The organism is Bacillus sp. TH30 (genome assembly GCF_016650875.1).
In the GTDB taxonomy this organism is placed as follows: Bacteria; Bacillota; Bacilli; order Bacillales; family Bacillaceae_G; genus Bacillus_A; species Bacillus_A mycoides.
In genome coordinates, this window is sequence record NZ_JAEKEY010000002.1 from 1,227,571 (window position 1) to 1,254,452 (window position 26,882).

29 protein-coding genes and 1 riboswitch are annotated in these 26,882 nt (G+C 35.9%); of the genes, 12 read left to right on the forward strand and 17 right to left on the reverse strand.

Features of this window, described 5'->3' with window-relative positions; translation table 11 throughout:
* Positions 1–15 precede the first annotated feature (15 nt).
* Positions 16–171, reverse strand: coding sequence for a hypothetical protein (locus tag JFU20_RS08485; RefSeq protein ID WP_002011566.1), 156 nt, complete (start codon positions 169–171; stop codon positions 16–18).
* A gap of 97 nt (positions 172–268) precedes the next feature.
* Between JFU20_RS08485 and JFU20_RS08490 the strand changes: the two genes are divergently transcribed.
* On the forward strand, positions 269–652 hold the full coding sequence (locus JFU20_RS08490) for a DUF3905 domain-containing protein (RefSeq protein ID WP_002011568.1): 384 nt from the start codon (positions 269–271) through the stop codon (positions 650–652).
* Between the two features lie 39 nt (positions 653–691).
* Here the strand turns inward: JFU20_RS08490 and JFU20_RS08495 are convergent, their stop codons facing one another.
* The 5 genes from JFU20_RS08495 to phaR all read right to left on the reverse strand — a co-directional run bounded on the left by JFU20_RS08495 (position 692) and on the right by phaR (position 5,901).
* Complete coding sequence (locus tag JFU20_RS08495; protein ID WP_002011570.1) at positions 692–2,041, reverse strand: TrkH family potassium uptake protein; 1,350 nt, start codon at positions 2,039–2,041, stop codon at positions 692–694.
* Between the two features lie 24 nt (positions 2,042–2,065).
* Positions 2,066–3,259 carry an NAD(P)/FAD-dependent oxidoreductase gene (locus JFU20_RS08500; protein WP_002011571.1) on the reverse strand — a complete coding sequence of 398 codons (1,194 nt, stop codon included), beginning with the start codon at positions 3,257–3,259 and terminating at the stop codon, positions 2,066–2,068.
* Positions 3,260–3,353: 94 nt separating this feature from the next.
* Positions 3,354–4,439, reverse strand: a complete 1,086-nt coding sequence (gene phaC / locus JFU20_RS08505) for a class III poly(R)-hydroxyalkanoic acid synthase subunit PhaC (protein WP_002011573.1) — start codon at positions 4,437–4,439, stop codon at positions 3,354–3,356.
* 83 nt (positions 4,440–4,522) lie between these two features.
* Positions 4,523–5,266, reverse strand: coding sequence for an acetoacetyl-CoA reductase (locus tag JFU20_RS08510; protein WP_000250406.1), 744 nt, complete (start codon positions 5,264–5,266; stop codon positions 4,523–4,525).
* A 152-nt stretch (positions 5,267–5,418) separates the two neighbouring features.
* Complete coding sequence (gene phaR, locus JFU20_RS08515; RefSeq protein WP_000566956.1) at positions 5,419–5,901, reverse strand: polyhydroxyalkanoic acid synthase subunit PhaR; 483 nt, start codon at positions 5,899–5,901, stop codon at positions 5,419–5,421.
* Positions 5,902–6,099: 198 nt separating this feature from the next.
* Here phaR and phaQ point away from each other — a divergent pair, with 198 nt between their 5' ends.
* The 7 genes from phaQ (at position 6,100) to JFU20_RS08550 (ending at position 11,571) form a co-directional block, all read left to right on the forward strand.
* The gene (gene phaQ / locus JFU20_RS08520; RefSeq protein WP_000903018.1) at positions 6,100–6,552 is read left to right on the forward strand and encodes a poly-beta-hydroxybutyrate-responsive repressor; all 453 of its coding nucleotides are present in this window, start codon (positions 6,100–6,102) and stop codon (positions 6,550–6,552) included.
* 42 nt (positions 6,553–6,594) lie between these two features.
* Entirely contained in the window at positions 6,595–7,119 is a 525-nt protein-coding gene (phaP, locus tag JFU20_RS08525) for a polyhydroxyalkanoic acid inclusion protein PhaP (protein WP_002011575.1), read from the forward strand.
* A gap of 101 nt (positions 7,120–7,220) precedes the next feature.
* A complete protein-coding gene (locus tag JFU20_RS08530; RefSeq protein ID WP_001067911.1) occupies positions 7,221–7,664 on the forward strand; it encodes a MaoC family dehydratase in 444 nt (147 codons plus the stop codon).
* Positions 7,665–7,806: 142 nt separating this feature from the next.
* Positions 7,807–7,992, forward strand: coding sequence for an alpha/beta-type small acid-soluble spore protein (locus JFU20_RS08535; protein ID WP_000241212.1), 186 nt, complete (start codon positions 7,807–7,809; stop codon positions 7,990–7,992).
* 113 nt (positions 7,993–8,105) lie between these two features.
* Complete coding sequence (locus JFU20_RS08540; RefSeq protein ID WP_002166113.1) at positions 8,106–9,425, forward strand: TrkH family potassium uptake protein; 1,320 nt, start codon at positions 8,106–8,108, stop codon at positions 9,423–9,425.
* Positions 9,426–9,463: 38 nt separating this feature from the next.
* Positions 9,464–9,636, forward strand: a riboswitch (yybP-ykoY riboswitch).
* Positions 9,637–9,715: 79 nt separating this feature from the next.
* Positions 9,716–10,510 carry a TerC family protein gene (locus JFU20_RS08545; RefSeq protein WP_002011580.1) on the forward strand — a complete coding sequence of 265 codons (795 nt, stop codon included), beginning with the start codon at positions 9,716–9,718 and terminating at the stop codon, positions 10,508–10,510.
* A gap of 209 nt (positions 10,511–10,719) precedes the next feature.
* Positions 10,720–11,571, forward strand: a complete 852-nt coding sequence (locus JFU20_RS08550; RefSeq protein ID WP_002011581.1) for a formate/nitrite transporter family protein — start codon at positions 10,720–10,722, stop codon at positions 11,569–11,571.
* Positions 11,572–11,598: 27 nt separating this feature from the next.
* Here the strand turns inward: JFU20_RS08550 and JFU20_RS08555 are convergent, their stop codons facing one another.
* The 9 genes from JFU20_RS08555 to JFU20_RS08595 form a co-directional block, all read right to left on the reverse strand.
* Positions 11,599–11,910, reverse strand: coding sequence for a cyclic-phosphate processing receiver domain-containing protein (locus tag JFU20_RS08555; protein WP_002166114.1), 312 nt, complete (start codon positions 11,908–11,910; stop codon positions 11,599–11,601).
* 14 nt (positions 11,911–11,924) lie between these two features.
* Entirely contained in the window at positions 11,925–12,647 is a 723-nt protein-coding gene (locus JFU20_RS08560; RefSeq protein WP_002166115.1) for a prepilin peptidase, read from the reverse strand.
* A gap of 112 nt (positions 12,648–12,759) precedes the next feature.
* On the reverse strand, positions 12,760–13,470 hold the full coding sequence (locus tag JFU20_RS08565) for a LutC/YkgG family protein (RefSeq protein WP_002126142.1): 711 nt from the start codon (positions 13,468–13,470) through the stop codon (positions 12,760–12,762).
* Complete coding sequence (locus tag JFU20_RS08570; protein ID WP_002011586.1) at positions 13,470–14,891, reverse strand: LutB/LldF family L-lactate oxidation iron-sulfur protein; 1,422 nt, start codon at positions 14,889–14,891, stop codon at positions 13,470–13,472. Before JFU20_RS08570 ends, JFU20_RS08565 begins: the two co-directional genes overlap by 1 nt.
* A gap of 16 nt (positions 14,892–14,907) precedes the next feature.
* Positions 14,908–15,627 (reverse strand): (Fe-S)-binding protein, encoded by a 720-nt coding sequence (locus JFU20_RS08575; protein ID WP_002011587.1) that lies wholly within the window; start codon positions 15,625–15,627, stop codon positions 14,908–14,910.
* A 168-nt stretch (positions 15,628–15,795) separates the two neighbouring features.
* A complete protein-coding gene (locus tag JFU20_RS08580; protein WP_201053587.1) occupies positions 15,796–16,485 on the reverse strand; it encodes a FadR/GntR family transcriptional regulator in 690 nt (229 codons plus the stop codon).
* Positions 16,486–16,714: 229 nt separating this feature from the next.
* Entirely contained in the window at positions 16,715–18,115 is a 1,401-nt protein-coding gene (locus JFU20_RS08585) for a sensor histidine kinase (RefSeq protein ID WP_002011591.1), read from the reverse strand.
* A gap of 3 nt (positions 18,116–18,118) precedes the next feature.
* Positions 18,119–18,790: a response regulator transcription factor gene (locus JFU20_RS08590; protein WP_002126137.1), complete on the reverse strand. Its 672-nt coding sequence runs from the start codon at positions 18,788–18,790 to the stop codon at positions 18,119–18,121.
* Positions 18,787–19,758 (reverse strand): YncE family protein, encoded by a 972-nt coding sequence (locus tag JFU20_RS08595; protein ID WP_002011594.1) that lies wholly within the window; start codon positions 19,756–19,758, stop codon positions 18,787–18,789. Before JFU20_RS08595 ends, JFU20_RS08590 begins: the two co-directional genes overlap by 4 nt.
* Positions 19,759–19,894: 136 nt before the next feature.
* Here JFU20_RS08595 and JFU20_RS08600 point away from each other — a divergent pair, with 136 nt between their 5' ends.
* The 4 genes from JFU20_RS08600 to JFU20_RS08615 all read left to right on the forward strand — a co-directional run bounded on the left by JFU20_RS08600 (position 19,895) and on the right by JFU20_RS08615 (position 25,161).
* A complete protein-coding gene (locus JFU20_RS08600) occupies positions 19,895–21,010 on the forward strand; it encodes a CdaR family transcriptional regulator (protein WP_002140915.1) in 1,116 nt (371 codons plus the stop codon).
* Positions 21,011–21,127: 117 nt separating this feature from the next.
* The gene (gene glcD / locus JFU20_RS08605) at positions 21,128–22,540 is read left to right on the forward strand and encodes a glycolate oxidase subunit GlcD (RefSeq protein WP_201038522.1); all 1,413 of its coding nucleotides are present in this window, start codon (positions 21,128–21,130) and stop codon (positions 22,538–22,540) included.
* Positions 22,537–23,865, forward strand: coding sequence for a (Fe-S)-binding protein (locus JFU20_RS08610; RefSeq protein ID WP_002166117.1), 1,329 nt, complete (start codon positions 22,537–22,539; stop codon positions 23,863–23,865). The genes glcD and JFU20_RS08610 overlap by 4 nt, the downstream gene beginning before the upstream one ends.
* A gap of 465 nt (positions 23,866–24,330) precedes the next feature.
* Positions 24,331–25,161, forward strand: coding sequence for a CAP domain-containing protein (locus tag JFU20_RS08615; RefSeq protein ID WP_201038523.1), 831 nt, complete (start codon positions 24,331–24,333; stop codon positions 25,159–25,161).
* A gap of 35 nt (positions 25,162–25,196) precedes the next feature.
* On the opposite strand, the gene JFU20_RS08620 is transcribed toward JFU20_RS08615, so the two are convergent.
* The gene (locus tag JFU20_RS08620; RefSeq protein ID WP_002126129.1) at positions 25,197–25,802 is read right to left on the reverse strand and encodes a DUF1648 domain-containing protein; all 606 of its coding nucleotides are present in this window, start codon (positions 25,800–25,802) and stop codon (positions 25,197–25,199) included.
* A gap of 91 nt (positions 25,803–25,893) precedes the next feature.
* On the reverse strand, positions 25,894–26,817 hold the full coding sequence (locus JFU20_RS08625; protein ID WP_201038524.1) for an RluA family pseudouridine synthase: 924 nt from the start codon (positions 26,815–26,817) through the stop codon (positions 25,894–25,896).
* Positions 26,818–26,882 lie beyond the last annotated feature (65 nt).

A 26,882-nucleotide genomic window follows, 5' to 3' on the forward strand; every position in this document is an offset into this window, starting at 1 on the left:
TTTGTAAAAAACGCCTCATTTTTGTTTACCTTTTTTTGAATTACGATTTGCATACTTCGCACTATTTTCTCCTTCATACTCTAATGCAAATTCTGCATCTGGTAAGCTTTCTTTCGGAGTTTTATTATTATTAATTGCTGCATTTTGTTTTACTTTTCTTTTTACCAACATATTCACCTGCTCTCACGAAATAACTTTCTATTCTAGTTTGAAACAACTTACAGTAATTATTACTGGGAAGTGTTAACAAGTACATAAGAGCTTATAGATGGAAATACTACATACGAACAAGCCATTACAAAAAGGAGCGATTACTTTGAAAGAAAAAGAAACGATACAATCGCCAATTTTAGACGAGACGCTCCCTCATCAAATGAACTTTCCTTCTTTTAAAGGCACAGGCAAAAAGATGCAACAACCTTTTATAAATCAATATGATGTTGTAATTGGAGACAGTAAATACGATTCCACTAACAGTCCTCTTAATAATTGGAGTGATGAGGTAGATCCTGCCATTATGGCTGGGGAAGAATGGATCCATCCTACAAATGATATCGGATGGATTGCAGAAGAGAATCAAGAATTACTTAAAAACGAAGTTGATAATAAAAATGATGCTTTTATGCATCCCCAATTCGGAATTAACGACTAAAAAAACCATTCTACCTAACGCAGGTAGAATGGTTTCATACTATCCAATAATAATTCGCTCTTTCGGGTACTTATAGCGAGCTGGTTGCTCTCTTCCACCACTAGCTAAAATAAATGTCAAAATACCGACGCGTCCGATAAACATAAGTACAATAAGTACAAGTTTACCAACAGTTGTTAAATCAGGAGTAACACCTGTTGATAGTCCCGTCGTTCCGAAAGCAGAACAAACTTCAACGATTAAGCTCATAAGCGGTACATTTTCCGTAATAGATAAAATGAATAGCGCTGAGGCACATAATAAAATCCCCATCGTCATAACGACAGATGCTTTCAACACGTCCTCTTCATGTAGCTGACGTTTGAAAACTCGGACTGTTCTCCCGCCTCTTGCAAATGTATATAACGATAATATACTAACTGCAAATGTTGTTGTACGTATTCCGCCCCCAACTGAACTTGGAGATGCCCCAATGAACATTAATATACTCATAAATAAAAGCGTTGGTTGTGATAATTCACGTATGTCCATTGTAGCGAGTCCTCCACTTCGCGTCGTCACAGATTGGAATAATGTATAAAATACAGTTTCATGCCATGACTTTCCTACTAAAAAATGATTTCGTTCCAATAGAAAAATCATAATTGTTCCAACAATAACGAGTACAAAAAATGTCGTTGTCGTCAATTTTGTAAATAACGAAAAGCGAAATAGTTGTTGTCGCCTTTTACTAAGGAATTGTTTTACTTCCATTAACACTGGGAAACCGATAGCTCCTAAAATAATAAGCAACATATGAATCATTTGAACAATATAATCTTTTTTGTACGGAATAAGTGATTGTCCTGTTAAATCAAATCCTCCGTTCGTTGTTGCGCTCACAGCGGCAAAGAAACCGTGAAAATAAGCTTCTTGCCAAGTCGGGAAATATAGTAAGAACCTTGTACCTAACAGTATTGCTCCAATGAGTTCTATCGAAATAATTACAATTAAAATAGAACGCATCAATTCTACAAGGCCCGATAAATTCCCTTGGTTATGGTCTGCCATAATTAATCTTCTTCTTTGCAAACCAATCTTTTTCCCCGTTATAATCCAGACGAATGTACCAAGCGCCATAATTCCTAATCCGCCTAATTGTAAAATAAGGGCTAAAACAATAATTCCTGCCGTTGTAAACGTATCTGAAATCGTAACAACAGACAGTCCCGTAACACTTACCGCACTAACAGATGTAAATAGTGCATCGATAAATGTCCATTTCACTTCAGGCTTCGTAACAAATGGTAAACTAAGCAAAATTACCGATACGACTACTGCTAGTAAATAAAATACAACGATAAGTTGTACGGGACGTAACTTTTGTAAAAACTTTTTTATATCTCTCATTCCATCACTTCGCTACCTTTTTTTCTATCGATTAAATAAAGAAAAATCATCACTTTCTTCATTTGTAAATAACTGCTGAAATAGTTTCGCAAATACCATTCCGTATACAGTTCCATTTCCCCCATACGGCAGTGCGTAATATAAATTATGTATTTTTTTATCTTCTTTTAAAATAGGAAGACCGTCATGACTGCCACCAAATGCTGCTGCCCAATAGTACTCTGCCCGTATATTTTTATACTGCGGGAACATTTCTTTTACAATGTTAATAAGAAGATCACGCTTATGCAATAATTTCGTATCGCCGATTTTTTGAATTTTCAGCGCCTCATCTAATCCGCCTATAACAATGCGGTTTTGATACGTTCGACTATACAAATACGGACGTGCTGTTTCCCAAATTAACGATTGCTCATGCCAGCCTTCAAAATAATCTATCTTATTTGTCACAACGGCATAAGACGTTTCTACTGTTGTATTTTTTTCTTTCTTTCCAAAAATTGCTTCATAACCTGTCGCCATAATAATATTCTTTGCTACTATTTTATTTCCTGTATTCGTGTAACAAATTAAATCATTTTGGATTTGTTTAATATGTAATGCCTCTGTATGTTCGTATATAGTAGCGCCCATTTGTTTCGCTTTATGCAAAAGACTATGCGCTAATAAATACGGATTCACTTCTGCATCACCGCTTGTATATAACGCTGCTTGTTTTGCAAATGAATAACGTTTCTTAATATCAGACTCTGTAAAATATTCAACCGGAAATCCATAATGGCGTAACGTATTATATTCTTCTTGTAAAAATGAAACATCCTCATCTCTACTTGCATAATACAAACTATTTCGCGGAATAAAATGGGGATCAATATCGAGAGTTGGTACAACCTTCTCCATTGTTTGCAGCGCTTCATAACAAAGTCTATATGCTCGTACCCCTTTCTCTTCACCAAATGTATGAATAAGAGAGGTTAACGATTTATCATGAACAAATTGTAATAATCCTGTATTTGCAGCTGTGCTACCACATGCAATTGCTCTTTTTTCAATGAGCATAACACGCATTCCAATTTTAGCTAACGAATACGCTATATGAGCACCCGCTTCTCCACTTCCAATTACGAGCACATCACATATCATATCATTTTCTAACGTTGGATAACAAGGTACAGAAACTCCAGAATTCCAAAACAACTTACCAGTCATAAGCTTCATAATTATACTCCTACCATGTAATTTTCTCCTTTCTATGTTTCGTCATTTTCCATAAAAAAATCCAACTAACATACGCTAGTTGGATTTCTTCTCTTTAATTAGAACGCTCTTCAAGCCAATTTCCAACCGTCGGATATGTTTGCTTTACAGCCGTTCCACCATACACAATAGACATATGTCCTGTCGGTAAACATACATACTCTTTATCTGTGCTAGAAATATGATCAAGTAAAGCTTCTACTTGACATGGCAGAGCGATATGATCACGCTTCGCAGAAATATTTAAGACATTCGCCTTAATATTTGCAAGGTCTACCTTTTGTCCGCGAATAACGAGTTCACCCTTCACTAATTTATTATTTTGATAAAAATCACGAATCCATTGTCTATACGATTCACCTGGGAACGGAATACCATCGCCTACCCACTTTTGAACTAATTTCCAACTTTCGACGAAGCGCTCATTTTCTGAACGATCGACTAAAGCAACATATGGACCGACAAAGTTTGTAATTGGTTTTAACATCTTATTTCCGAAATCAATCATTTCTGGTGGAATATTTCCAAATGTATCAACTGCTTTATCTAAATTGAAATATTTCTCATCTAATAAAGGACCGTATAACCCTGTTTCAGAGAAATCAAAAGGACTTGTCATAAAAATCAAGTTTCGAATTGGCATGTCCGGATGAAGCGCTGCATAAATAGATGTTAACGTTCCACCCATGCAATAACCAAGTAAAGAAATCTCGTCCGATTTTGCAGTTCTCATTACTTTTTTCACTGCTTTTGCAATATAATCGAACACGAAATCATCAAATTTCAAATGACTATCTTCTAAACCAAATGTGCCCCAATCAAGCATATACACATCAAAACCACGATCTACTAAATATTCCACTAAACTATTACCTGGAGTTAAATCCATAATATACGGTTTATTAATAAGAGCGTATATTAATAAGATTGGAACTCTCTGTGTTTTTTCTTGTTTTGGAATGTAACGATAAAGCTTCGTTTTATTCTTCGTCCAAATAACCTCTTTCGGTGTTAAACCAACTTGTGGTTCTGGTTCGCGTAATAAAACTTCGCTCGCTCTTTTCACACGGCGATATGCTTTACGATATTCTTCTGGGTACAACTCCAATTGCTTTTCCCATTCCGTTACGAATGTAGTCATTTTTTCTATCTCCTTTTTGGTCAATTTCTTTCTAAAAAAAGAAGTGCATTCCTGCTATGGATATGCACTTTTTTCTTACTTCATTACATGTATAATCCGCCGTTAATGTTTAATTGCTGACCTGTGATATACGCACCGTCACGGCATAGATATACTACACCTTTTGCAATTTCATCAGCTTGACCAAAACGTTTTTTCGGGATTTTCGCAACGATTTTTTGACGCACTTCTTCTGGTACTTCTGCTACCATTTCAGTATCAATAAATCCTGGGCAAATTGCGTTTACAGTTACATTTGTTCTTGCAAGTTCTAACGCTAATGATTTTGTAAATCCTAGCATACCTGCTTTTGCTGCTGAGTAGTTTGTTTGTCCAAATCCACCAGCTTGGCCAATAATAGAAGAAATACTAATGATTCTTCCTTCTTCTGCTTCCGATATGTATGGAAGTACCGCACTTGTCGTATTAAATACACTGCTTAAGTTCACGTCAATTACGCGCTCCCAATCTTCACGATTTAATTTTTTGAATGTACGATCTCTTGTAATACCAGCATTATTAACAAGAATATCAACTTTACCAAAATGATTCACAGCTTCTTCTACAAGTCTGTTTGCATCTTCTACTTTAGAAACATCCGCTTGAACTGCATAAACGTCATGTCCTTCTTTTCCTAATTCATTTACTAAGTTTTCAGCTGCTTCTTTACTGCTGTTATAGTTAATAACTACTTTTGCTCCCTCTTCTGCTAATGCTACTGTAATTGCTTTTCCAATTCCTTTTGCCCCACCTGTTACGATTGCTACTTTGCCATTTAATTGAACCATTTCTTTTCCCCCTTAAATGAATTTGTGAACGATTGTTATGAATCATTTTGGTACTCATACTAATTGAGTCCATATATTAATTATGTTTCGTTGTTTATACATGAAAAGAGATTCTCCCTCTCTCTTTTACACGTTATAAACAAACGCGATTATCATTTTTTATTTTCTGGCTTATTTACAGGCTTTACTTCTTCTTTTACAGGTACTTGTAGTTTAGCTAGTACTGCATTTTGCTTTTCTAGCAATTCTAAAATTTGATCAACTTTCGTTTCTAACGTGCGCATATCTTGTTTTACTTTCGTAACATCACGCTTTAATGTAGGAGCTTGTCCTAATGAATCCACTTTCTCTTCTAGAATTTCCTCGATGTTATCAACTTTATTTTCTAAGTTAATAACAAGCGTAGCTACTCTAGCGATATCCTCTCTCGTCGGCACATTCACCTGTTCTAAATAATTTTTTGTCGTATCATTTAATGCTTTTTGATAAAACAAATTCAAATCTAGAACGCTGCCCATCCAAGCAGAATATTCTTCTGTTTTAATTGTTTCATTGAGCGCTTTTCCCCAAAATGTTTCGGTTTGTTCATAAGCATTTTTCCATGCTTGCAATGGATCGAATTTTTGATCAATCACTTCGACTACACTCCCTTTTTCGTTTTTGAAACAATTCAACCTATTCACTATTTTCTAATATTCCGAATAAAACTTCAAGTATATATTTTATTTTTCTTTATTTTCTAACAAATGCATTGACATTAAAAACAGATAGGTGTAAATTGCACTTATAAGCAAAAAATTCCATCTAACTGATTCATGAGGTGATGTACAATCATGCTACATAATGAACCAGAACACCCAGAAAGTTTGGAAAAAAACCAAGCGAAACAACCAAACTCCATGCCAAAAAACTTCTTAGTTCCTTTCTTACTTCTCTGTCTAAAAGACTGGAGTCTTCATGGTTACAAACTTATTCAAATGCTAATGGACATCGGCTTTTCTTCTGTTGACCAAGGTAATGTGTATAGGACACTACGCAAATTAGAAAAAGAAAATCTTATTTCTTCTACTTGGGATACAAGCGAAGGCGGGCCAGCGAAACGAATTTATTCTTTAACAGAATATGGAGAGCAATATTTAACAACATGTGCGACTTCTTTTGAACATTATCAAAATATGTTGCGGACGTTTTTCACGTTATACACCAATGCATTCTTTCCATTTTCTACTTCTCCAGAAAAGGATGAAAAGGATTCTTCATCTTCACCTGGTGGTACAGCAGAGTAATCTGCGTTCACAATATGCAAAAAAACATTTGGAGGTCAAACAATGGAAACTAAGCCATACGAATTAGTCGATGCATTTTGGAAAAACTGGTCTCAATCTCTTTCCCTCTTCTCTTCAGCTGGGAAACAATTAGAGCAACTTACTTTAGAAACGTTAAAACAACAACAAGACGCTTTGCATAAATTAACATCAGGAGTAGATGAACTAGAAAAAGAACTACACCAATTCACTGCTCAGTTCAATAATCAATATACAGACTATGTGAAGCAATTAACTGGAAACTCCTTAAATGATCAAATTAACGAGTGGCAAGAAAAGTGGAATGAGCTTTCTAATCAAATGCACCAACTTACTGTTTCGCCTACGAAAACATCTTTGTCTATTCTTACTCAAACTAGCGGCCAATTTGAAGAAACAACAAAACACTTTATCGAACAACAACAGTCGCAACGTGAAGAGGTTCAAAAACAGTTAGAAGTTTTTTTGGGAGAGTTCAAGTCCAAACAACTAGAACTCGCAAAGCAGTTCGAGGAAAACTCAAAAAATCTATTTACTTCCATCAAGTAAGAAAAATGTGGCAACTAACTGCAGCACAAACAAAACTCTTTCTTCCTCCTACTACATCAAGATGGCTTACATTTTTCGATATGGAAAAGAAGGAGGACAAAATGAATCCATTTCAAGAAGCACAAACTGTTCCGGAGCTTCGTTACGATGAGATTCAAGTCGGTGATCAAGCATCACTTACAAAAAAAATTACGGATGAGGACGTTATCAATTTTGCAAAATTGACTGGAGATGTAAATCCTATTCACATTCTAGACTCTTTTGCAAAAACGACAATGTTCAAAGAACGTATTGCCCATGGCATGCTCGTTTCAAGTTTTATTTCTACCATTCTTGGAACGAAACTTCCTGGCAAAAATACGATTTATTTATCACAAAACGTTTCATTCCGTGCTCCTGTCAAAATCGGTGATACACTTCGCGTTGTGGCAGAAGTTATTAAAAAACGGGACGATAAAAAAATTATCACATTGCAAACAAACATATATAATCAATCTGATGATATTGTCGTAGAAGGTACAGCGACAATACTGAAAAAAGAGTAGCAAATTTGCTACTCTTTTTTCTATCCAAGAACTTCTAATCACACCGTTTACTTCCGTGTATGAGTACGTCGTTTACACATAAAATAACATTACCAGATAGCACTTAGCTAAACTGGATTACTCTTTAAGGATGTGTATCAACATGGTGAAAACAAACAAATTACTAGTTCCGGGTGCAGAGCAAGCACTTGAACAATTCAAATATGAAATCGCACAAGAATTCGGTGTAAGCTTAGGATCTAATACAGCATCTCGTTCTAACGGATCAGTTGGCGGTGAAGTAACGAAACGTCTTGTTGCTTTAGCTCAACAACAATTACGCGGATAACTATATAACCTATGGCTTAGAGGCAGATATTCTCTGCCTCTTTCTTTTTTAACATACATAATAGTGCTTCTTCACATACTAGTAAGAGCAAATCGAAAGGAACGATATGTGAAATGAAACGGATTAACATTAGCATGAGTCCTCCCCGTGTTCTTACTGTATCTTTTATTATGCTATCGATTATCGGTACATGCCTATTGAAATTGCCAATTGCTACAACAACGTCCATTTCATGGCTCGATGCCTTATTTACAACGGTTTCTGCTTGTACGGTTACAGGGCTTGGTGTTGTGGACACTGGTAAAGTATTTACCTTATTTGGCCAATGTGTCATTTTAACACTTATACAAGTTGGTGGGCTTGGCATTATGAGCTTTGCTGTTTTAATCGCAATTATGCTCGGCAGAAAAATCGGCCTTCAAAACCGGATTTTATTACAACAAGCATTAAACCAAACAAATGTCGGCGGAATCATTCGTCTTGCAAAAGCATTATTTTTATTCTCTTTTACTGTAGAATGTATCGCTACTTTACTTCTCTCTTTTGAATGGGTACCAAAATATGGGGTTACCAAAGGTATATATTACAGCTTTTTTCATTCTATCTCAGCCTTTAATAATGCTGGGTTTTCTGTGTGGAGCGATAATTTAATGTCGCACTCCCATAGCATTCTCGTCAATCTCGTTATTTCTTCCCTCATTATTTTAGGTGGGATTGGTTTTACGGTTATCGTAGATATAAAAAGAAAGAAAAACTTTAAAAATCTTACTTTGCACTCAAAGCTTATGCTCTCTTCTACTCTAATTGTCAATATTATTGCTACAGCTTTTATCTTTATATTTGAGTTCCATAATTCAATTTCCATGAGAGGTTTTACACCATTTGAAGAAGGTATGGCTGCTTATTTTCAAGCGGTTTCAACACGTACTGCCGGGTTTAATACTGTTGATATCTCTGCATTATCAAAACCTTCACTTTTATTAATGATGCTTCTTATGTTTATTGGTGCTGGCAGTGCTTCAACTGGTGGTGGGATTAAGTTAACGACTTTTTTGATTATGTTTTTCGGCGTATTTAAATTTTTGCAAGAACAAGATGATATTGTCGTGTTTAAAAAATCCATTAAAGATACGCTCATTGTCAAATCATTAACGATTACTATTATTTCAATTTCTTTTATTTTTCTTTCCATTTTAATTTTAAGCATCACTGAGAAGGTTCCTTTATTAATGAGTGCTTTTGAAGTATTTTCAGCATTTGGAACTGTCGGCCTTAGCATGAATTTGACGCCACACTTAACAATCATCGGCAAAACAATTATTATCTTTATGATGTTTTTTGGAAAGATGGGGCCTTTAACATTAGCCTTTTCATTTGCACGTAAAAAACAAAGAAAAATAAAATATCCCAACGAAGATATTTTAACAGGTTGACAACCGTATAAATTATCCATATAATGAGAGTACAATAGCATATCTCCAAAGGGGAGTAGCGTCCAAGAACTATTTCTTGGAAACAAAGTCGTCATTACGTAGAACTTAGTTCTTCCGGCTTTGTTGGCATTTTCATTACATATGTCTAGCAAGACCTTTGCCTATCAACGGCAGAGGTCTTTTTTGTTTTCAAATTCCTTCCACCGTTGATGAGCAGGAGTATGGGGAAACTAAACAGTGGGGAACTTCTTCACTTGTTTAGTCTTTATAGAAATGAGAGGAGAATGTACATGGATGTATCATTATTATTGGAGTATGGTTGGGTATTACTCATCCTAATTGCACTAGAGGGGATTTTAGCGGCTGATAACGCTCTCGTTCTCGCAATTATGGTAAAACATTTACCAGAAGAAAAACGAAAGAAAGCACTATTTTATGGATTAGCAGGAGCGTTCGTTTTCCGCTTCGGATCACTATTTATGATTTCGTTCCTAGTAGATGTATGGCAAGTGCAAGCAATTGGTGCGATTTATCTTATGTTTATCGCGGGGAATCACTTATTTAAAACGTATGTTAAAAAGAATACACATGAAGAAACAGAAGAAAAAGAAGCAAAGAAAAAACAAGAGAACTTTTGGTGGACTGTATTTAAAGTCGAAGTTGCTGATATCGCCTTCGCAGTTGATTCAATTTTAGCTGCTGTTGCATTAGCAGTGACTTTACCGAAAACAGGATTAGGTACGATTGGTAGTCTTGATACAGGTCAATTTATCGTTATCTTTACAGGTGGACTTATCGGATTAGTTATAATGCGATTTGCAGCAACTGCTTTCGTACAAATATTAAAACGTAAACCAGGACTTGAAACTGCAGCATTTTTAATTGTAGGTTGGGTTGGTGTGAAATTAACAGTTTATACGCTAGCACACCCTGCTTTAAATGTCCTTCCGCATTCATTCCCAGAATCCACTCCGTGGAAGCTTACATTCTGGATTGTATTAGTTGGAATCGCAGTTTGCGGTTGGTTCTTCTCGAAAGAAGTAGAAGTAAAAGTAGAAAAGAATTTAGACGAAAAAGCGCTGTAATTACAGCGCTTTTTCTTTTTTCTCGTTTTAATTCCCCTCTCTATTTTCAGAAAAAATTCCATTATACTACCTTTTGTAAACGCTTCCTTTCTAGATGTATGTCCTTTTTGTGAAATATTGCACAAACTTATTGAAACTATGAACAAATCCATGTACCTTATTCATATAAGGAGTATTTATAGACGATGTATTAAAGGAGCGTATTACTCATGCTAGAACAAGGATTAGATTACGTTGTAAAACTGGCTAAGAGCAAAAAACAAATGCTAGATATAAATCCAATGCAATATTTCATTCGTGCTGCACTTGCGGGCATTTATATCGGTTTTATTATTGTACTATGTTTTAAATTAGGTAACTTTTTTCATATTGCAGATTCACCAGCAACATATTTAGCTTCCTCCATGTTTTTCGGAATTGCTCTCGTACTTATTATATATGGCGGCGCTGAATTATTTACTGGCAATACAATGTACTTCACAGTGGCAACTTTAAGAAAAGAAACAACGATTTCTGATACACTTCGCAACTGGGTTGCTTGTTATGCAGGTAACTTAGCTGGCGCTTTATTCTTTGCCTTACTATTTTACGCAACTGGAATTTTCGAAGCAATTGATCACAGTCATTTAATGAATAAAGTTGTTGAAGGAAAGATGAATACACCTACAATGCAATTATTCTTTAAAGCGATTTTATGTAACTGGCTCGTATGTCTTGCCTGCTTCTTACCTTCTCAAGTGAAAGGTGACACAGCAAAAATATTAATGATGATGATGCTCGTTTTCACTTTCTTTTTATCTGGTTATGAGCATAGCATTGCAAACTTATCACTGTTTGCTTTATCTTTAGTATCACCACATCCTGAGACAATTTCTTTTGCGGGCGCTATTCATAACTTAATTCCAGTTACAATCGGTAACATTATTGGCGGGTCCGTATTTGTCGGTATGGTATATCATTACTTAACAAAGAAAGCACCTGTTGTTGAACAAGAGAAAACTCAATTAGTTGGAGCTCAAACGGAGGAAATTATTCCTTTACAAGCACATATGAAACATTAAAAACTCCAAAGTTTTACTTTGGAGTTTTTAGCTCCCTACATATTTCAAGGCAATATAAGGATTAATTTCCCCGTTTTCCTTCCCTCTCTCTATGCTCTTTTTCATCTGATGCATACCGATGATATCATTTGTATGAAGGTGAATTTCATTAACATATAAACCTTCGTTGCAGAAAGCTTCTACGAAATCTAACCCACTTTTTTGTCGCCATCCCATATTATAATCGAGGGAAATAATATTCACCTCATTATCCCTAACAATTTGCAAGGCAGATTCTACTGTAGTTGCCAAAACATATCCGTATGGGCAACTTCTTTGATCATCCATATATACATTCATTTTCTATCTCCTCTCTATTTTGCATATGTGACCAACACATAACATATTGCTCCAAGACTAATAAAAGGTCCGAACGGAATTGGAGTTCTTATGTTTATACGTTTTAGCGCTATACCTATCCCGAAAAAACAAAGACTAAAGCAAGATGCTAAAAATAAAGTTATAAAAACCCCTTTCACTCCGACTATACATCCGAGTAACGAAAGTAATTTCACATCACCTCCGCCAAGACCATCTGGATAAATCTTTTGCATGCAATATAACAAAATGAATATAGTTCCACTACCAGCTAAACTATCTATCCAAGTAACTAACGGTACAAAAATACATTCTAAAATAAGCAAAAGCGCAAACCAAATTAAAATACGATTAGGTATTAGCATATATACTAAATCTGTAACTGAAATAATTAGAAGTAACGAAAAAAGCGATAAAATGATGATGAGCTCTCTTTCCATTCCAATTACATATACAGTAAGAAAAAATAAATTGCCTGTAACAAATTCAAATACTATGTACAAACTTGAGATTTTGCTCTTACAATTCGTACAACACCCTTTTTGTATACAAAATGAAATGATTGGAATAAGTTCTTTCGGCTGTAACGTATACTTGCAGTAATGACAGTACGAACGCGGTGTAATAATAGATTCCCCTACTGGAACTCTCATCGCAATCACCATAAAAAAAGAACCAAACACCATACCTATTAACAATGCATATAAATAAGTGAACATCCCTTCCTCTCCTTTCCAAAAGAACATAACAAAAAAAGGAGAGAACTTCTACTTCATATTATCTTTATTCTATTAAAAAAGCAGGCCGTTTTCCGGCCTGCTTTCCCCTATTTTATACGATGAAATATACTGCTTTTAACGGCCCGTGTACTCCGACAACAAGATTCATTTCAATATCCGCAGAGTTACTTGGTCCTGTAATAAAGTTAATACAAGATGCGACTGCTTCACCTTTTTCCACACGAGAGTTCATATGTTGAACTGCTTGTGTAATACGCGGTACAAGTGTTTCACGTGGAATAATAGCAAAGTATACAGTCGGTAAAAAGTGTAAAGAACGCCCTTGTCCTTTATGACTTTGTACAACAATCGTACCAGATTCAGCTAAAGTATAATCACTAAATGCAATACCGATATTCGCTTTTTCCGCTATACGCATATTCTCTTCTTTTTTCTCAGGATCCCATACATTTACCTCAACATTTTGCTTTGGAAGCTCTTCTTTAAATAAAGAAGTCAATCCATAGGAATCAAAACGTTCATCTGCTGATAATATAATAGGTCCTCCGCCGTTTTCAACGATTACTTTTTGAATATCTTCACGTAAGCGGTCGTTTGTCGTTTCCACAACAGTTGTATGAATGTTTGTACATTGCTTTTTAAATACTTCTAACAATTCTTCTTGTGAATAATCTTTTAACGTTTCTACATTCACATTACTTTTCCATGCTGGACGTTCTACGCCTTCTGTTTTACGCGCGCGCCCAAGTTCTTTTGCGATATTATCTAGAAAGGACTCACGGTTTTGAATTAATCCTGTCATTATTTGTCCCCGCCTTTCTTATGATCTTTATACCAATCACGGAATCGTTCTTTACTTGGAGCTGGGAATTCACGAATATCCGTCCAGTTTTTAAGTGGTCCAACACCTTTTGATACACGGTTACCAGATGTAAATGGACTCATTGCTGCCGGTGCCATTTTCGATCCCATTTTATATAAAGCTGCTGAAGAAGCACCCATACTAAACATTTTCATTGCTAATTTTTCTGCAAGTGGGGCACGACCTTCTTGCTCAACGATGACTTGACGATGTTTTAATAATAAATCATGTAATGGAATTTTTACTGGACAAGCTTCTGTACATGCTCCGCATAAACTAGATGCATAAGGAAGCTCTTTGTAATCGTCATACCCACCTAAAAGTGGTGTTAATACCGCACCGATTGGTCCTGAATAAATAGATCCATACGAATGTCCACCAACGTGACGATATACGGGACATACGTTAACACAAGCGGCACAACGAATACATTGCAATATTGAACGGAATTCCGATCCAAGAATTTGAGAGCGGCCATTATCAACAACGACTAAATGAAACTCTTCTGGTCCATCTACCTCTTCCTCTTGAATTGGTCCTGCTACTGTTACATAACTTGTTAATTTTTGACCTACCGCACTACGACATAGTAAACCAACTAAAACATCTAATTCTTCCATTGTCGGAACCATACGTTCCATACCCATTACTGCAATTTGTGTTTTCGGAATCGACATGACAAGATCGGCATTACCTTCGTTCGTCACTAAACAAAGAGAGCCAGTATTTGCAACAGCGAAGTTACAACCTGTCACACCAATTTCTGCATCCATAAATTTCTCACGAAGTTGTTTACGAACAAACTTTGTCATTTCGTATGGATCATCAGAATTTTCATATCCAAGTTTTTCTTTAAATACATCACGAATTTGCGTTCTGTTTTTATGAAGTGCAGGCGCAATAATATGTGATGGTGGATCGTTATCTACTTGCAAGATATACTCTCCCAAGTCACTCTCTAACACTTCACAACCAATCTCTTCAAGGGCATGATTCATACTAATTTCTTCAGTTACCATTGATTTTGATTTTACAACTTTCTTCGCTTGTTTCTTTTTTGCAACGTCTTGAATATACTTTGCTGCATCCTCTTTCGTTTTCGCAAAGTAAACGTGACCGCCTCTTTTTGATACATTTTCACTTAACTGCATTAAATAATAATCAAGATTTTCTAACGTATGTTGACGAATTTGTTCACCTAGTTCACGCCACTCTTCCCAGTTTCCCAACTCGTCAGCTGCTTTTAATCGATTTGTATATAAACGCGTTTGTGCAGAAGATACCGCTCCGCGCATAAACGAATCTTGAATTCCATCGCCAACGCGATCATTAAATTTTTTCTCACTGATTTTCATAGACATAGCTTATGTTCCCCCTTCATGAGCGACTATTCAAGACCTCAGCAATATGCATTACTTTTACTTCTTTTCCTAAACGCTCAATACGTCCGCCAATGTTTAACAAACACCCACAATCTGCACCGATTAAATAATCAGCACCTGTTTCCATTACACTATCTACTTTTTCATCTACCATTTGCTCAGAAATTGGAGTCATCTTAACTGAAAACGTTCCCCCAAACCCACAACAATTTTGCACGTTCGGCAGTTCTCTCACAATTAATCCTTTTACGCTTGATAATAAAATTCCTGGTGCCTCTTTTACTCCAAGCAGGCGTGTCATATGACAAGATTTATGAATAGTAGCTATCCCTGGTAAACTTGCACCAACATCTGTAACTTTTAAAACATCTACAATAAATTGTGTAAATTCATATGTTTTATCAGCAACCTTTTGTGCACGTTTAGCCCACTTCGGATCATCTTTAAAAACATGCGGATACTCATGAAACATTGTCGCACAAGATCCAGATGGCGTAACGATATATTCTGCATCTTCGAAAGTTTCAATCATATGTTTCATCGCTTCTTTTGCTGCTTCTACATGGCCGCTATTATAAGCAGGCTGACCACAACAAACTTGTGCTTCTGGAAATTCAATTTCACAACCTAAACGCTCCAATACTTCAACTGTTGCTTTACCGACGTTTGTTTCAAACATATCGACTAAACAAGTAACAAATAAAGTAACTTTCATAACTATAATTCCCCCTCATTACAACTCCGCCAAAAATCATATGGTCATCAGATGACTAAGATTAGAAGAAGTAGGCTCAACCATGGCCTATCCTCTCCCCCTTCTAAAGAAAACGCTTACTTAATCTCTCTCTATTTTATCAGAAAATTAGATTTTTAAAAGATTAAATTACGAATTTATATCGCTTTTACCTGTGACAATATGTTCTACATTTGTTAAATGATCTAGCATTGCTTGCTGCGCTAATTCCACATCTTGCTTTAACACCGCATCATATATAGATTGATGCTCTTCTAAAAGTCGTTCTGATGTTGTTTGTTCACCATATAAAATAATGCGTCTTGATTCACCAATCGTTTCAGCAATCATCTCTGAAACATGATTCATGAGCTCAAGCAAGATGTTATTATGCGAAGATTCTGCAATTCCCATATGAAAATGAAAGTCTGCTTTTTCGCCAGCCTTCTCATCTCCAATGCTCTTTGCCATTTCATCTAACCACTGCTTCATATTTTGCAAATTAGCTTCCGTACGTTTTGCCGCTGCCGCTCGAACTGCCCCCACTTCGAGCACCTTCCGTACTTCTAATAAATTCAAAATATCCTCTTTCTTCATTAATAACTTGTTATTTAGTGATTTTGTTAATGAAGAAGGATCGAAATTCCTTACATATGTACCTTCTCCTTGTTTCATTTCAATTAAGCCCATTGCTCTTAGCGCACTTAGCGCTTCACGAACAGCAGATCTGCCAACTTGAAACTGCTCAGCTAATTGATGAACAGGAAGTAGTTTGTCACCAGGTTTTAACGTACCATTTTTAATCATTGTTAAAATAGCTTCAGATACTTCTTCGTAAATTTTTTTCGGTTTAATAGATTTGTACTCCAGTTAAATCACCTCAGTATCTTCCAAACAACAATTGTAACGTTTTATAAGAACTTAGCATCCATAACTATTTTAGAACGAATTAGTAAGAAGTACAAATGTTTTGTTCATAAAATAGTCAAATTTTTGATATTTGTTTGATATTAATTAATACATTTACGCGTAACTATTTACCTTCAATATGAAGAGCATATTCCAAAAGTTAGAATATGCTCTCCTCATCTTGTGCTTTTAATTTAATACTAACTGTCGTGCCCTTACCTTTTTCACTTTCTATTCTCCACTCACCGTCATGTATATGAACAATTTGCCTTACAATTGCAAGACCTAAACCTGTTCCACCGTGTTGACGACTTCTCGCTTTATCTACTCGGTAAAAGCGTTCCCCCAGATTTTCTAAATGCTCTCTATCAATACCTATTCCTGTATCTTTTATGTGCAATTCACAATAATCATCGATTTGCTTTAATGTTATTATGATATCCCCGTTTTGATTTGTATAACGTATCGCATTATCTAATACATTATGAAGTACTTGTTGCATACGATCCTCATCAATCATTACGATAATTTCAGGATTTAAATTCGTTGAAATACGAAGGTTTTTTTCTACAAACTGTAACTCGTACGTATTTAGTACATCTTCAATAAGCTGTGAAAAAACGATAGGTTGTTTCTTTAAGGGAAAGTGTTCACCTTCTAGCTGCGCTAGATCTAATAAATCATGAACAAGGCGTTGCATGCGACCTGCTTCTTTATGAATAAGTTGCGTTACTTTTTCCTGCTGCGGCCCCTTCGCTACACCGTCTAAAATAGCTTCACTATATCCTTTAATATAACTAAGCGGTGTTCTAAGTTCATGCGAAACATTAGCTAAAAATTCCTTACGCTTTACATCTTCTGTTTCTAAGGAATTTGCCATTTTATTAAAGGCTTTTCCCAATCGTCCAATTTCATCTTCTGAAGAAATTGTAATCCGCTCTGAGAAATCTCCAGTAGCCAAATGATTTGCAACTCGTTCCATTTGCGAAAGCGGTCTCGTAATGGCGATAATAATTTTTCTACCAATCCATATTGTAATTAAAATCATTGCAAGTGCTAACGGCGCTAAAATAAGACCCATATCAAATATTAAGTCTTTTATACTTTTTAAAGGAATATAAGAGTATACAATACCAACTAATTTTTTATTATCTAAAACAGGGATGACAACACCCATAATATTACGATCAAAATGTTCTTCATACCCTATCTTTGTCACAGTTTTCCCATCTAATAGCGCCTGTCTATCCCCTTCACTTATAAGAGAATGATGGTGAACATCAAAAGGCAAACATGCGCTTAAATCACGCGGATTGTATACGAAAAGGACATCTGAACTAGATATTTGATCATATGCCCTTACTTTCTCTTCAAAAGTGGATACTCCTTCACGTTTATCATATTGCGTGGCAAGACGTTTCCCTTCCATTACTAATGAATCTTTTAAATTATCAACGTATAACTTTTCATATGAGTATAAAGATACAAAATAAAGAAAGGAAACTGTTACACATACTGCACATACTACTGTAAGCCAAAGCTTTTGTACCATCGTAAACATACGTTACACCTCAAATTTATAACCTACACCCCAAACGGTTTGAATGTAGTTTCCACTTTCTCCTAGCTTTAGACGCATCGTTTTCACATGCGTATCTACCGTTCTTGTACTTCCTGCATAATCATATCCCCACACCTTTTCAAGCAATTGTTCCCGGCTAAATACTTGTCCATTATGTTGGCAAAGAAAATATAGTAAATCGAACTCCTTTACCGTAAGAGGAATCGTCTCACCATTCGTCTCGACCCTCCTACTTTTTTCATTAATAAGAATCGGTCCAAATTGAATCTCTTCTTGCTGTTCTTGCTTTGTATATCGTCTTAAAACAGCTTCCATACGAGCAATTAGTTCCCCGGGACTAAATGGCTTTACAATATAATCATCTGCTCCCATACGCAAGCCGTTCACCCTATTCCACTCTTCACCTTTTGCTGTTAAAAATATAATAGGTACATCCGACGTTTTTCGAATCTCTTTACAAACTGAAAGCCCATCCATCTCAGGCATCATAATATCTAGTACAACGAAATCGTAATGATCCGTCTCTAATTTTCGAAGTGCCTCTTTTCCATTTTCAGCTTCTCCCCACTCGTATCCGAAGTTATCTAAGTACATTCCGACAAGTTGCCTCATATCACTTTCGTCATCTACGACTAGCACGTTATATTTACTCATTGTCCTTCCCCTTCTCTCTCTATGAGTTGAAACGGTCCTTTTCCGACTTTAATTGTTTGTTTTATTTTCATATTCTTCATATCCATTACGCATACTTCATCGCTATCATAACTAGCTACATATCCTTCTGCACCGCTTTTCAAAAATGCAAATGGATTAGATCCTACTTCTGCAAATCCTACCTCTTGATACGTACTTGCATCAAACTTTCTAAGCGTATTTGAACCGTGACTTAGCGCATATACATACTTATCATCCTTTGTTATATTCACAGGCATAAACGGAGCATGTAAAGAACGCATCATCTCTCCGCTTTGTAAAGAATACACTAATACTTTCTCATTCACTTGACTTCCATCACCATGTCCACCAATCCATATTTCTTTCCCATCAGCGCTAACCGTTGCTCCTGTTGATGCTGGTGGAATCATAAAGGACTGTATCACTTCTTTTTTCTTTGTATCAATGGTCGTTAGTTTCGTATCATAAAAGTTGAGTACAGATAACTGGTTATGATGCTCTACCATCGTTATCGGCCCTTTTCCTGTTGAAACACTCCCTGTCTCTTTTCCTTTTATCGTAAAGAACCTTACCTTTTGTTCATTTTGATCGGCAGCAAATAATTGTGTTCCATCATCTGATGCGATAACATTAGCAATTCCTTTTCCAATCTTATATTTGTCCACTTGTCTTCCTTCTGCTAGTGAATATACATACATATATTCTAATTGCTTACCATAAACAAGTATTTCCTCGCCATTTGGAAGTAGCGTAACCCCCGCAATCGGCTCATTTAATTCCCATGTTGTTAATAGCTTCTTTGTTTTTTTATCAATAAAACTAATACTACCTTCCTTTATATTCGTTGTTATAATAACACTTTTATCTTTAGCAATCGGTGTATACGAACTTCCTTGACACCCTACTAATAGAAATAAAAAACAGAGAAGAAAAACATACTTTCTCAAAAGATTCCCTCCATCTTCGGATGATTTCGTTATAATTGTAAAATAACAAATAAATGTGTGGAAAATGTGAAATCTTCCTTTATTAATAAACTTACATATATAATGTACAACAAATAGAATTTGAGGTGTGTAAATTATGCTTTTTCCTGATTTAGCGAATAAAATTGTACGTGAAGTACGCAGATTAATTACTGAAAACATTATTATTATTAATATACAAGGCGTTATTATCGCAAGTACAGATGCGGAAAGAATCGGTCAATTTCATGAAGGTGCACTCCGCTGTGCGAAACAAAAGAAAACTGTCATTATTACAAAAGACGATGAACGACGACTGCAAGGTGTAAAAGCTGGGATGAACCTTCCTTTACTATTCCATGACGAAGTAATCGGCGTGATTGGAATTACAGGAGAACCTGAAAATATTTCACAATACGGAGAAATATTACGTAAGATGACCGAATTATTAATTCATGAAAACTACTTTTTAGAACAACTAGAACTTGAGCACCGTTCTTATGAAGCATTTGTCTTTGATTGGCTTCAAAATACAGACTGGTCTCCAAGTTTTCTCGATCGTGCAAAAACGCTTGGCATTGATTTATATAAGAAGAAACAACTTATTTTATTATCAATCGCCCAAGATAATACGATGCTCCAGCGTAAAATTTGGCAACATATGCGCAACATTTTAGCAAAAGAAAATTTATTTGTTCGCTGGGGAAATGATCGGTTTATTTTGTTTACAACAATCCAATCCAAAGAGCAAACCTTTCAATTTTTAAAACGGTTAAAACAAGACTGTGAAACTTTATTTTCTATTACTTTATATATCGGGATTGGACAAACAGTTACGCCAAGCAATATGAACTTATCGTACGAACAAGCATTACGCGCCCTTTCAGTATCACTTGAAACGAAAAAAATTGTATTTAATGAAGATTTACGTTTAGAGATGTGCTTACAAGATATTTCTACTGAAACTCGAGAACAGTTTCTAGAGCGTACCATTGAAAACTTAGTATCATCTCCTGAGCTTATGCACACTTTACGTTTATTTATCGATTATAACCAATCTTATAAGCAGACAGCTGAGCAATTACATATACACATTAACACATTGCATTACAGGCTAAAAAAGATTGAAGAACATACAGGACTTGACCCGAAACAATTCAAAGATTTAAATGTTTTATACTTCGCACTCCTCTTATTAGATAATCACACAAAAAATAACGATAAAATAGATTAATCTTTAGACGATTGTACATAGAAAGAATCCTCCAACTTTTTTATCATTATAATGAAAGCACTGTTACAACGTTTTTTATTATGACGAAATACGTTAACAGTTTGAGGGGGATTTCCAATGTTAGAAAAGCAAATTATTGATTCATTCGTATCTATTGTTGGCGAAGATAATGTAGATACATCCAATATGGGGCGTTTAACTTATAGTTATGATGCCACTCCAAACTTCCAAGCGATGCCTGATGCAGTCATCGCTCCTCGTAATACAAATGAAATAGCAGACGTGTTAAAAGTGTGTAACACTCATAAAATCCCAGTATACGTTCGCGGGTCTGGAACAAATCTTTGCGCTGGAACGTGTCCACTTGAAGGTGGTATCGTCCTTATTTTCCGCCATATGAACAATATTTTAGAAATTGACGAAGAGAATTTAACAATTACTGTACAAGCTGGTGTTATTACACTTGATATTATTAAAGCAGTAGAAGAAAAAGCTTTATTTTATCCACCAGATCCAAGCTCTATGAAAATTTCTACAATCGGCGGTAACATTAATGAAAACTCCGGCGGATTACGTGGTTTAAAATATGGCGTAACACGTGATTATGTAATGGGGCTTGAACTTGTTTTACCGAACGGCGATATCATTCGTACTGGCGGTAAATTAGCAAAAGATGTAGCTGGTTATGATTTAACTCGTTTATTTATTGGTTCTGAAGGAACACTTGGTGTTGTTACGGAAGCTATATTAAAACTTGTCCCTATGCCTGAAACGAAGAAAACGATGCTTGCGCTATATGAAGATATTAGCGAAGCTGCTCGAGCTGTTTCTGCTATTATTGCAAATAAAATTATTCCGGCGACACTTGAGTTTTTAGACCAACCAACAATTGAAGTTGTAGAAGAGTTTGCACAAATCGGTTTACCAACTGACGTTAAAGCAATTTTATTAATTGAACAAGATGGCCCGCCCGAGGTTGTCAATCGCGATATCGAAAAAATGGCTAACGTTTGCCGTGCTATGAATGCGGTCGATGTTCGCGTTGCAAAAGATGAAGCCGAAGCAGATGCGCTTCGTACAGCACGCCGTAGTGCACTATCAGCACTTGCAAGACTAAAACCGACAACAATATTAGAAGATGCAACTGTACCACGTTCACAAATCGCTCCAATGGTTGAAGCAATTAATGCAATTGCAAAGAAATATAATATTCCTATTTGTACTTTTGGTCATGCTGGTGATGGTAATTTGCATCCGACTTGTATGACAGATGCCCGTAATGAAGAAGAAATGCATCGTGCCGAACAAGCTTTTGCTGAAATATTTGCGAAAGCGATTGAGCTTGGTGGTACGATTACTGGTGAACATGGTGTTGGCGCAATGAAAGCTCCGTATTTAGAAATGAAATTAGGTAAAGAAGGTATTGCTGCTATGCAAGGGATTAAACAAGCCTTCGATCCAAACAACATTATGAACCCTGGAAAGATGTTCGCGAAAGACTCTCGTAAAAGAGTGGTGGTTGAGCGATGACCACATTAAATAAAGAAAACATTCAAAAGGAATTTAAAGAACGATTAAGTGAAGATGAACTACTAAACTGTATGCGATGCGGCTTTTGTTTACCAACTTGCCCTACTTACATTCAATCTGGGTATAAAGAATCACATTCCCCACGCGGACGTATCGCCTTAATGAAAGCCGTCGTTGATGGTTTAATTGAGCCGGATGAAGATGTTGAAGATACATTAAATGTTTGCCTTGGCTGCCGCGCTTGTGAACCTGTTTGTCCATCTGGTGTGAATTATGGACATTTATTAGAAGAAGCTCGTGATATTATTAATCAAAATAAAAAGTTCTCCATGCCCGTGAGAGCTGTTCGTAAAGTTGTTTTTGAAGGACTATTCCCGCATCAAAACCGAATGCGAACATTAACAGGACTAATCGGATTTTACCAGCGTTCTGGTTTACAAACGCTAACACATAAAACAGGTATTATGAAGTTATTCCCTGAAACACTTGCAACGATGGACCTCGTTTTGCCAAAAGTCCCTAAAATGAAAGCAATGAAAGATCGTCCTGAATTTTTACCTGCTGAGGTGGCAAAGAAGAAACAAGTTGCATTCTTCACAGGCTGTTTAATGGATACGATGTTTTTAGAAACAAATAACGCAACGATGAAACTTCTTCAGTTAGCTGGTTGTGATATCGTTATTCCGAAAACACAAAGTTGCTGCGGGGCATTACATGGGCATGCTGGTGAAAAGAGTGGAGCAAAAGAATTAGCAAAACGAAATATAGAAGCATTCGAAGATTTAAACATCGACTATATTATTACGAATGCAGGTGGTTGCGGAGCTTACCTCGTAGACTATGATTATCTGTTAAAAGATGATCCCAAATGGGCTGAACGCGCAAAGCAATTTGTTTCTAAAATTAAAGATATTACTGCTATACTAGTAGAACTAGATTTCCATAAACGTAATGACTTACGACTCACGCCGCAAATCATTACGTATCAAGACTCTTGTCATTTACGCAATGTTATGCGAACATCTTCGGAACCTCGTATGTTACTAGAGGCCATTCAAGGCGCAACATACCGCGAAATGAAAGATGCGGACCGTTGCTGTGGTTCTGCTGGTATTTATAATATTGTCCATTCGGAGTTATCAATGGAATTTCTAAATTACAAAATGGATCGTGTGCATGAAACAGCTGCAGCGACAATTGTTACTGCAAATCCTGGGTGTCTATTACAAATGAAACTAGGTATTGAACGTGAAAAAATCTCTCATAAAATGCGCGGAATTCATATTGTAGACTTATTATTAGAAGCAATTGAAACCAACTCGTAATAACTCGTAACATACGTAATAATAGGAAAACGGCTATCTCCTTCGTCTATGTAAAGAGATAGCCGCTTTTTTGTCCGCTACAACATTAAAAATATGTTACTTTATTATAAAAAAGAACAACAGAAACATTACAGTTTTGTAAAAATACATCCAGTATATTCCTCAAAAAAACACTAAAATCATTGATACAATAGGATTCTTCATTTTTAATATAGGTACATTTATCCAAAAACCCCCTCTTAAAACCAAGTATAAAAATGCTAAAAATTCCTTTTATACTCTATGTTTCTCTTATTTCATCCCTTTCCTCCTCTTAGGATAAATTAGGAAAATTTTAAGTCTATGAATTTTTTTCCATCTTTTTTCTCCCAAATTGTATGCTACGATGAATTGGTCAGTCAGACAGGCTGTCAAAAACAAATCGTGTGAAAACAAATTAAAACTTTATATAGGGGGACACACATCATGAAAAAGCGTGTTTTATTATCTGTAGCTGCTGCAACAGCTCTTACTTTAGGAGTATCTTCTTTAGATGCACAAGCTGCAACAGTACAACCATCTAACATAAAGGTTCAAAATATTCAGCATTCAAAAATGATGATGAAGCAAATGAGCCAACAAGAATTACAAGCATTCTTACAATCTATGGGAGTTGAATCATTAGCACAATGGAACCAAGGACAATTCCAACAAGATTGCTTCATTCCTGGTCAACAGCCTACTGAAAATGTTGTTACTGAACAACCAACAGCTAAGCCAGAAGCTCAAAAGCCTGCTGAGGAAATTCAAAAACCAGCTGAACAAAAGCCTGCTGAAGAAGTTGCTAAACCAGAAGCTCAAAAACCAGCTGAAAACAACAATACTCAAAACGAAACACAAAAACCTGCTGAGCAAAAGCCTGCTGAAGAAGCAAAATCTTTAAGCGAATTCGAACAACGCGTTGTTGAATTAACAAACGCAGAGCGTAAAAAACAAGGCTTATCAGCATTACAAATCGATACTGAATTAAGCAAAGTAGCACGTATTAAGTCTGAAGATATGCAAAAAAACAACTACTTTGATCATAACAGCCCTACATACGGGTCTCCGTTTGACATGATGAAGAAATTTGGTATTTCTTATAAATCTGCAGGTGAAAACATCGCCCAAGGACAACGTACTCCAGAAGAAGTTGTACAAGCTTGGATGAACAGTGCCGGACACCGTGCAAACATCTTAAATAGTGGCTTCACTCATATCGGTGTTGGCTATGTAGAAAGCGGCAACTACTGGACACAACAATTTATTACGAAATAAATAAAAAAAGAGTCTTCTAGGAGAAGACTCTTTTTTTATGTTTCATAGCTTTCTAATATGTATGCGTATAAAATGTAGAACATAAACAAAATAGACCCGCAGCTTATTACACTAATTAACAAGTAAAATCCCCACTTTAGGCTCAAAAGCAACGAAAATAATATGCTGCATGCCATCACTTGAAAGATTCGCCTACTAACTAAACGGATTTTTTGTAATTTGATCGGTTCTTTCTCTCTATCCTTCACCTTTTTAAACACTTTACTAAACATAAAAAGAAACATACTAATTCCAATCGTTAGTCCTGTCTGAAAGGATATAATACTTCCCAAATTAATAAAGAGAATTAGTATATGGACAAACATCATAAATAAAGTAATACTCTTTATAAATCCATTTATAATGAAATACTCCCCTTCATTAAACTTATATATATTATGCAAAATAACATATACTAATCCATGTAAAATAATAATAAGGACAGGGATAAATAATACGACCACTTGTTTACTCATAAACTCGTTCGCTCCACCATTCTCGTTCCAATGCACTGCCATACGAGTTGGTAAATATGGATAAATACATAGAGTAAGTAAAAGACAAGCGAAAAATATCCCTAGCATATATTTATATTTGATCAAATAATTCTCACCTCTCTTTTCTCTTAACGGCTTCGCCTCTTTTAGAGAAATCCCTGCAAAAATCTACCTTTTTCAACTTTAAACTTACACTTTACCCATTTTCTCTTTCAAATTTTTTCATTGTATCGTTTAAATTTGTAGGGAAAGGTACGTCAACAACGATCTCTTCTTTCGTAATCGGATGCAAAAAATTAATCTTCATCGCATGTAACGCTTGCCCGGACATATATGTTGTTTGCCCACCATATAATACATCCCCAACTAATGGATTTCCATTATAGCTCATATGAACGCGAATTTGATGCGTTCTACCGGTTTCTAACTGTAACGTTACGAGCGTCGCATTTTGTTTTTTAAAATATTTCTCTACTTTATAATACGTTATAGCTTGGTCTCCCTTTGGAGAAACACGACGCCTTGTAGCATGATGTCGATCTCTTCCGATAGCTGCATCAATTGTCCCCTGCTTCTTTTTTACTTTTCCTTCAACAAGTGCCATATACGTTCTTTTGATTTTCCGTTCCATTAATAAACGATCCATAATTGCACCCGCAATTCTATGTTTTGCGAATACAACACCACCTGTCGTATCTTTATCTAATCTATGGATATGCCGAACCTTCGTCTCTAAACCTTGCATTTGAAAATGAAAAGCAACAAGATTGGCAAGTGTTCCCGTCCCATTTTTTTCAGAAGGATGTGTATCCATTTGCCCCTGCTTATTTACAATGAGTACGTGATCGTCTTCAAACACTACATTTAATTCACCATATTCCGGCTCTACGCCGTACTCCTCCTCCATAAACATATGAACTTGTAACTTATCTCCTTCTTTTAAAAGTTCATTCCATCTCCTCTGTTCTCCGTTAACCGTAACACCTTTTTCCATACGAAGCTGATGTAATAACTTTTTTGGTACTTCCCATTCCATTTTTAACAACGACTCAATACTTATACCATTCCACGTCGCTGGAACCGTAATTTCGCACCATTCGCCCTTTTTCTTTGTTTCCATACTATAATCACCTTATTTCTATTGATTCTCTCATTGTAACGGAAAACATACTTTGATGCACCGTC